Here is a 6,884-nt window from a genome sequence, read left to right on the forward strand (position 1 = left end):
ACGCCGCCCGGTACGCCGCCGACGAGGGGTTCGCCGACCCGGACCGGCTGGCGATCTCGGGCGGGAGCGCGGGCGGGTTCGCGGTACTCGCCGCGCTCGCGTTCCACGACACGTTCGACGCGGGCGCGAGCTACTACGGCGTCGCCGACCTCCGCGCGCTGGCGGCGGAGACCCACAAGTTCGAGTCGCGCTACCTCGACAGGCTCGTCGGCCCGCTCCCCGAGGCCGACGACGTCTACGAGGCGCGGTCGCCGGTCGCGCACGCCGAGGGGATCACCGCGCCGCTGCTGCTGTTACAGGGCGGCGAGGACGAGGTGGTCCCGCCCGCGCAGGCCGAGGCGATGATCGACGCCCTCGTCGCGAACGGCCGGAGTGAGTCGCCGGCGACGCCGGGATCAGTCGGCAGATTCGGACCGCTCCCCGTCGGCCCCTCGCTGGCGCTCGGGCAGCGGTCCGTCGTAGCCGTCCGGGACGTACGGGCAGAGCGGGTCGCTGTCGGTCGGATCGCCCGTGACGGCGTAGGCTCGCGACCGACTCCCGCCGCAGACGTGGCGGAACTCGCAGGCGCCGCACTTCCCCGAGAAGCCGTCCGGGTCGCGGAGCGACTCGAAGAGGTCGGCGTTCCGGTAGACATCGACGGCCGACCGCTCGCGGACGTTCCCCGCCGACTCGGGCAGGAACCCGGACGGGTACACCTCACCGGTGTGGCCGACGAACGCGAAGCCGCGCCCGGCCGTGATCCCGCCCCGTCGGTCGGCCCCCGCGTCGGCGCTGCCGGCCTCGGCGCGCTGGATCCCGACACGTCGGTAGAACGGGGCCTCAGTGGTCTTGACGCCGAACCGCTCCTCCTCCGACACCTCGTGGAGCCACGCCATCGCCGCCTCGGCGCGCTCGGGGGAGACCGGGTCGAGGACGCGGCCGCGACCCACCGGAACGAGGAAGAAGACGCTCCAGAGGACGGCGCCGAGGTCGCGGACGCGGTCGCGGATCGCGGGGAGGTCCTCGACCGTGTCCGCGCAGACGGTAGTGTTGATTTGGAGCGGGATCCCGGCGTCGCGGGCGGCGCGCGCGGCCGCGACGGTGTCCGCGAAGCTCTCCTCGCCGCGGAACGCGTCGTGGCGCTCGCGGGTCGACCCGTCGAGGCTGAGCGCCATGCGGGCGATCCCCGCGTCGCCGAGGTCGCTGACGCGCTCGGGCGTGAGCGACCGGGTTCCGCTCGGCGTGATCGTCATCCGGAGGCCGAGGTCGTCGCCGTGCGCGACCAGCTCCGTGAGGTCGTCGCGCGCGAGCGGGTCGCCCCCGGAGAGGACGACCAGCTGTCCGTCGCCGAACGCGGCGGCGTCCGCCAGCAGTCGCTTCCCCTCAGCGGTCGTCAGCTCGTCGGGGTGTCGCTGCGGCCGCGCGTTAGCCCGGCAGTGGCGGCACGCGAGCCCGCAGGCCTGCGTGACCTCCCAAACGAGGACCAGCGGCCGCCGGTCCGTGTCGAGGTCGTCGAACATCGCTCACGTCCGGCTACGACCCGGACCCGTTTGGGGTCGTTCCCGAACGTGTTCACCGGACGTAACGGCGAGCGACGGCGGGAGGGACGCGTCGGATCGACAACTGCGATGCGGGATTTAAATACACGTGAGCGACCCCGACAATCGATTATAGATGACAGAGTGGTCGGCGCGTGCCTGCGCGCGGCCGCCGCAGGCCGCCGCAGGCGGCCGCGAGGAGCACGCGCGAGGGAGTCGGCCGACCGAAGGGAGGGCGACGAGGCTGGGGAGGCGTGAGGCTGCGGCGCTGTGCGGTCGGGTGGGACTCAAAGGGGCAGTCGCCGGCGGCTTCGCCGCCTGCTGCCAGTGGCGCGTCGCGCCACGCTGCCGCGAGGGCGAAGCCTGACGACGCACGCACCGCAGTGAGTGGAGCGAACGAGCGAAGAGCGCAGCGAGCCATGCGAGCCGTCGCGGTCGGGATTTGTGTCATTCGTCGTTGGAATACCGCCATGGTTGTTCGTACTGTACTCGACTGAGCGAGCGATAACCCTGCTCACGAGCCCCGGGGTCTGGATCGCCTGTGCCGCGATTTGGACGGTTATGTCACTCTCACGCGTACTGGCGGATTCGAAGTAACTCAGGTCGCGTCGCCTTCGCCGGACCGCTCCCTCGCGTCGGTCTGGTCGCCCTCCCCCGCTCGCTCGTCCGAAACGGTCCACTCGCCCTCGCCCGACCAGACCGCCGTGACGACCGCGGTGGGCGCGTCGGTCCCGACCGCGGCGTAGGCGTACCAGCGGTCGTCGAGCCGCGGGAAGAGGGACTGCGGCGTTCGGTCGTTGTACTGGACCAACACGTCATGACCGCCGAGCGGCTCGGCGCGTTCGAGCGTCTCGCGCAAGGTTGCGGCGGCGCGAGGTCCCGCGCGTCGAGCCCTCCACCGCCGCCGACTCGTCGGGCTCGGAACTCATATCCGGTGGTACGGACCCGATCTCTGGGTCCGTTCCGCCGAACATGTTCCGACGCCGACCGCGGAGCCGAAGCTACTTCCACGCCGGCGTCGAAGCCTCCGGCATGGCACAGGCACGTCTCCGCGTGACGATCCCGGACGGTCCGTGGGTCGGCGAGGTCTCGCGTGAGTTCCCCGAGGCGCGGTTCCAGGTGTTGACCGCGACGCCGGACGACGGCGCGGGGTTCGCGCTGGTCCGGATCACCGCGGACGAAACGGACCCGATCCTCGACGCGATCGACGACCACGAGACGATCACCCACTCGTCGGTGATGGCCGCGGACGACGGGATGGTCACCGTTCAGGTCGAGGCGCTCGTCCCCCTGCTACAGACGGTCGCCCGCCGGGCGGGCGTCCCCATCGAGATGCCGGTCGAGATCCGCGACGGCGTCGCGCGCGTCGACGTGACGGGTAATCACGAGCGCGTCGCGGAGTTCGGCGACGCCCTCCGCGACGTGGGCGCGGCGTTCGAGGTCGAGTACGTCCAACAGCGGATCAACCCCGGCGGGTCGCTCACGGAGCGCCAGCGCGAGGTCCTCTTCGAGGCGGTCGACCGCGGCTACTACGACGTGCCCCGAGAGACGACGCTCACCGAGGTGGCTGACCATGTCGGCATCGCGAAGTCCACGTGTAGCGAGGTGCTCCAGCGCGTCGAGCGCACGATCGTCCGGGAGTTCGTCGACGACCTCCCGCGCCGCCCCCTCGACTTCGAATCGCCGGAGGAGGACGGTATCGAGCGGATCCAGTAGCGGCGATCGAAAAAGTCCGACCGGTCGCCGCGCCCGGTCTCGCCTCGCGCCAGAGCCGACGGCGACGGACCAACTGCCCCGCGACGGCGGCTTGGACCACGCACCACGCGACGAGCGACGCCGCCAGTGTGACCGTCGAGAGCCCGCTCCCGGCGAGGGCGACGGTGAACCCGCCGCCGTCGGTCGCCCCGAGCCCGCTCAACACGAACACCCGGAAGGGCTCGCCGGATTCGACAGCACCAGCGCCGACAGCGCGGCGTCCGGCGGCTCGGTCGCCGCGACGGTTCCGAGCGCGAGCAGGTCGTGGACCAGCACGAACCAGACCCGCACCAGCAGCGCCGCGCCGAGATCGGATTCGGCCTCCGGACGCGAGCGGTCAGCCCTTCAGGCGAGCCACAGCAGGCGCACGTTGCTCGCGGTGAGGTACGTCCCCGTGAGCGTGAGCAGCACCGGCGGGAAGTAGTAGAGGAGCCCGTCACCCTCACGCGCGCCCTCGACGCTGATCCAGAGCATCACGAGGTAGACGGCGATCTTCAGGGCGACGAGCCCGGAGAGCCCGAACGACTCCAGGGCGAACCGCACGACCGGGTTCGCCTCCTCGATCGTCGGGACGTACCGGAGGAAGGCGACGGTCGACACGATGTCGCCGACGCCGTACGTCGCCGTCGCCGCGATCCACAGCCAGTAGAACTCGTTGGGGCGCCGGCGGTAGGCGAGGCGACGCCGAGACCGATCGCGGGATCGAACCACGGGCGAAACTGTCGGGCGGCGAACGTGAATCTGCCGATCCGCTGGGGCCGGCGCGCGCTTTGCGGACGGAGACCGACCGGCGTCCGGCCGACTTAATAGGGATCGCGCCGTCTCGGCGGCCGTGACGGGGCCGTCGACCCGCGACGAGAAGCTGGAGCTCGGCGTCGAGCTGCTGGCGCACCTCGAACGCGAGGAGCTCGACCTCGCCGCGGCGGTCGACCGGATCGAGACGATCACGACGAGCCCGGCGCTCACCCGCGACATCCTCGACGCCGCGGAGAAGCGCGGCGTCATCGACCGCGAGGGCGCTCGGCTCCGGGTCAACACCGGCGGTGCCTACGTCGAGTACGAGCGCCAGGTCGTCGCGCGCGAGGGCGACTTCGAGTGTCGGCGCTGCGGCGCCTCGGTCTCGACGGGCCACTTTGTCGAACTTGACGCGGGCGAACTCGGCCCGTTCGGCTCCTCGTGCGTCCGCAAGGTTACGGGCCGCGAGTCGGAGTCGGCGTCGGACGCGGCGTGAGGGCGGCGCCGAGAGCGGCCTCCGGCCGGTCGAGCGTCCACCGCGCTCTCCCGCCGCCCGAGCGTCGACCGAACTCGCCGGAGTATTTACGTCCGCGCCCGAAGCGACGGTAATGACCGCGCCGAACCGGAACGCCCTGTGGGCGAACGCGCTCGTCGACGAGCTCGTCGCCGCGGGCGTCGACGCCGTCGTCGCCTCGCCGGGCAGCCGCTCGACGCCGCTGACCGTCGCCGCCGCTGGCCACGAGGATCTCCGCGTGTTCTCGCAGCTCGACGAGCGCTCCGCCGCGTACTTCGCGCTCGGGCGCGCCCGTCGGACCGGCCGCGTGACGCCGCTGATCTGTACCTCCGGCACCGCCGCCGCCAACTACCACCCGGCCGTGATGGAGGCGAGCGAGGCCCGCGTCCCGCTGCTCGCGCTCACCGCCGACCGGCCGCCCGAACTGCGCGACTCCGGCGCGAACCAGACCGCGGATCAAGAGAAGCTGTACGGCGACGCGGTTCGATTTTATAAAGACCTCCCGGAGCCGGCCGCAAACGATCGGGCCCTCCGGTCGCTGCGCACGACGGTCGCCCGCGCCGTCGCGACGGCAGAAGGGGCCGACCCGGGCCCGGTCCACCTCAACGTCCCGTTTAAGAAGCCGCTGGAGCCGACGCCGGTCCCGGGCGACGTGCCCGACGACCTGCCGGAGGCGGCCGAGCGCGGGCGCGACGGCCCCTACGTCGACGTGACTCACGGGGCCCCCGAACCGGGCGACGACAAACTCCGGGCGCTCGCGACCGCGCTCGGGGAGGCGGACCGCGGCCTGATCGTCGCCGGCCCCGCCGACCCGCCGGGGATCGACTCGGAGTCGGTCACGGCGCTCGCGCACGCCACCGGGTTCCCCGTGCTGGCCGACCCACTTTCCGGACTCCGGTACGGCGGTCACACGCGCGTCGCGCCCGTGATCGGCACCTACGACGCGTACCTCTCGGCCGACCTCGCGGACGGCGGAAGCGACGCGGGCGACGCCGCCGCGGCGGGCGACGCGTGGGCCGACCCCGACCTCGTCCTTCGGTTGGGTGCCTCGCCGACCTCCAAGCGGCTCCGGAAGTACCTCGCCGCGACCGGCGCCGACCAGTACCAGGTCGACCCCGCCGGCCGCTGGCGCGAGGCCGAGTTCGCCGCGACCGACCTCGTCGTCGCCGAGCCGAGCCGGTTCTGCGCCCGACTCTCGCGGCTCGTCGGCGGCGGGAGCGGAGACCAAGGCTGGCGCGCGCAGTGGGAGGAGGCCGACCGGGTCGCGGAAGCGGTTCACGCCCGCGAGGCCGACGCGCTTGACGGCGAGGGGGGCGGCGAGGAAGACGCGGAGCCCGCTGCCGACGAGGGTGACGCCGGGTTCCACGAAGGGGACGCGCTCCGCGCGGTCGCCGGGGCGCTCCCCGATCCGGCGACGCTGTTCGTCTCCAACTCGATGCCCGTCCGCGACCTCGACCGGTTCGTCGGGCCGACGACCGCGAACGTCACCGCGCTCGGTAACCGCGGCGTCTCCGGCATCGACGGGATCGTCTCCAGCGCGCTCGGCGCGGGGAGCGGGACGACCGACGACCTCACGCTCGTCGTCGGCGACCTCGCCCTCTACCACGACTCGAACGGCCTGCTCGCGGTCGACCGGTGCGACGTCGACGTCACGGTCGTCGCGGTCAACAACGACGGCGGCGGCATCTTCCACAAGCTCCCGATCGAGGAGTTCGAGCCGCCGTTCACCGAGTCGTTCAAGACGCCGCACGGCCTCGACTTCGGGTCGCTTGCGGAGCTCCACGGCCTCGAACACGTCCGGATCGATGCCCGGCCCGACGCGCACGCCGACCGCGGCGACACCCCTGCGGAGCGCGCGGATGTCGTCGGTGAGGACCTCGCCGCCGCCGTCAGCCGGGCCCACGAGGCGACGGGCTCGCACCTGATCGAGGTCGACACGGACGCGGAGGCCAGCCACCGGACGCGCGAGCGCTTGGCGGCCGCGGTCGACGCCGCGGTCCACGGCGGCGCGGCGGGCGAGGCGGACGAGTAGGGTCAGGGGCGCGTCGAGATCGGCCCGTCGCCGCGGCTCTCGCCGAGCGCGACCCCGGCGTACGCGACGACCGCGAACTGGATCCCGACGCCGAGGCTCGCGCCGAGGGCGAAGACGGCGGTGGCGACCGGGCCGCGCTCCGGACCGAGGTACCAGAGGACGGCGGCCGAGCCGAGCAGGAACGCGGCGGTCGCGCTCGCGCCCGTCGCCAGCGCGGTCGACGCCGCGGAGGCGTCCGCGTCGCGCAGTCCTGCGAGGAAAGCGACGCCGAACAGGAGCCCGTACACCAGCAAAAACGCCGTGAACCGGGCGCTCATACTGTCAGCTAAAT

At 72.7% G+C, this 6,884-nt stretch carries 8 protein-coding genes and 1 pseudogene; 4 read left to right on the forward strand and 5 right to left on the reverse strand.

The window, feature by feature from the left end; all coding sequences use genetic code 11:
- Nucleotides 1-365 (forward strand): annotated as a pseudogene (locus Z052_RS02465) (alpha/beta hydrolase family protein); the annotation flags it as partial.
- 30 nt (nt 366-395) lie between these two features.
- On the opposite strand, the gene Z052_RS02470 reads toward Z052_RS02465, so the two are convergent.
- Both Z052_RS02470 and Z052_RS02475 read right to left on the reverse strand, forming a co-directional pair.
- Entirely contained in the window at nt 396-1,499 is a 1,104-nt protein-coding gene (locus Z052_RS02470) for a TIGR04053 family radical SAM/SPASM domain-containing protein (protein ID WP_094494650.1), read from the reverse strand.
- A 616-nt stretch (nt 1,500-2,115) separates the two neighbouring features.
- Nucleotides 2,116-2,376, reverse strand: coding sequence for a hypothetical protein (locus Z052_RS02475; protein ID WP_241897874.1), 261 nt, complete (start codon nt 2,374-2,376; stop codon nt 2,116-2,118).
- Nucleotides 2,377-2,549: 173 nt separating this feature from the next.
- On the opposite strand from Z052_RS02475, the gene Z052_RS02480 reads away from it, so the two are divergent.
- Nucleotides 2,550-3,233, forward strand: a complete 684-nt coding sequence (locus tag Z052_RS02480) for a helix-turn-helix domain-containing protein (protein WP_394296309.1) — start codon at nt 2,550-2,552, stop codon at nt 3,231-3,233.
- 198 nt (nt 3,234-3,431) lie between these two features.
- Here Z052_RS02480 and Z052_RS21195 read toward each other — a convergent pair whose 3' ends face one another.
- Together Z052_RS21195 and Z052_RS02490 are read right to left on the reverse strand one after the other, a co-directional pair.
- The gene (locus Z052_RS21195) at nt 3,432-3,563 is read right to left on the reverse strand and encodes a hypothetical protein (RefSeq protein ID WP_254921850.1); all 132 of its coding nucleotides are present in this window, start codon (nt 3,561-3,563) and stop codon (nt 3,432-3,434) included.
- Between the two features lie 54 nt (nt 3,564-3,617).
- Nucleotides 3,618-3,983, reverse strand: a complete 366-nt coding sequence (locus tag Z052_RS02490) for a hypothetical protein (RefSeq protein ID WP_049929663.1) — start codon at nt 3,981-3,983, stop codon at nt 3,618-3,620.
- A 121-nt stretch (nt 3,984-4,104) separates the two neighbouring features.
- Between Z052_RS02490 and Z052_RS02495 the strand changes: the two genes are divergently transcribed.
- Both Z052_RS02495 and menD read left to right on the forward strand, forming a co-directional pair.
- Nucleotides 4,105-4,503: a DUF5830 family protein gene (locus Z052_RS02495; RefSeq protein WP_049929662.1), complete on the forward strand. Its 399-nt coding sequence runs from the start codon at nt 4,105-4,107 to the stop codon at nt 4,501-4,503.
- Between the two features lie 112 nt (nt 4,504-4,615).
- Complete coding sequence (gene menD / locus Z052_RS02500) at nt 4,616-6,553, forward strand: 2-succinyl-5-enolpyruvyl-6-hydroxy-3-cyclohexene-1-carboxylic-acid synthase (protein WP_094519365.1); 1,938 nt, start codon at nt 4,616-4,618, stop codon at nt 6,551-6,553.
- 2 nt (nt 6,554-6,555) lie between these two features.
- On the opposite strand, the gene Z052_RS02505 is transcribed toward menD, so the two are convergent.
- Nucleotides 6,556-6,884 (reverse strand): hypothetical protein (locus Z052_RS02505; RefSeq protein WP_099288747.1); only part of this gene is annotated, 329 nt, incomplete at its 5' end.

This window comes from Halorubrum sp. C191 (assembly GCF_002727095.1).
Classification (GTDB): domain Archaea; phylum Halobacteriota; class Halobacteria; order Halobacteriales; family Haloferacaceae; genus Halorubrum; species Halorubrum ezzemoulense.

Bases quoted from the DNA above. Each gene is read 5' to 3' on its own strand.
- Z052_RS02480 (WP_394296309.1), top strand. From the start codon at position 2,550: ATGGCACAGGCACGTCTCCGCGTGACGATCCCGGACGGTCCGTGGGTC.
- Z052_RS02470 (WP_094494650.1), bottom strand. From the start codon at position 1,499: ATGTTCGACGACCTCGACACGGACCGGCGGCCGCTGGTCCTCGTTTGG.
- menD (WP_094519365.1), top strand. From the start codon at position 4,616: ATGACCGCGCCGAACCGGAACGCCCTGTGGGCGAACGCGCTCGTCGAC.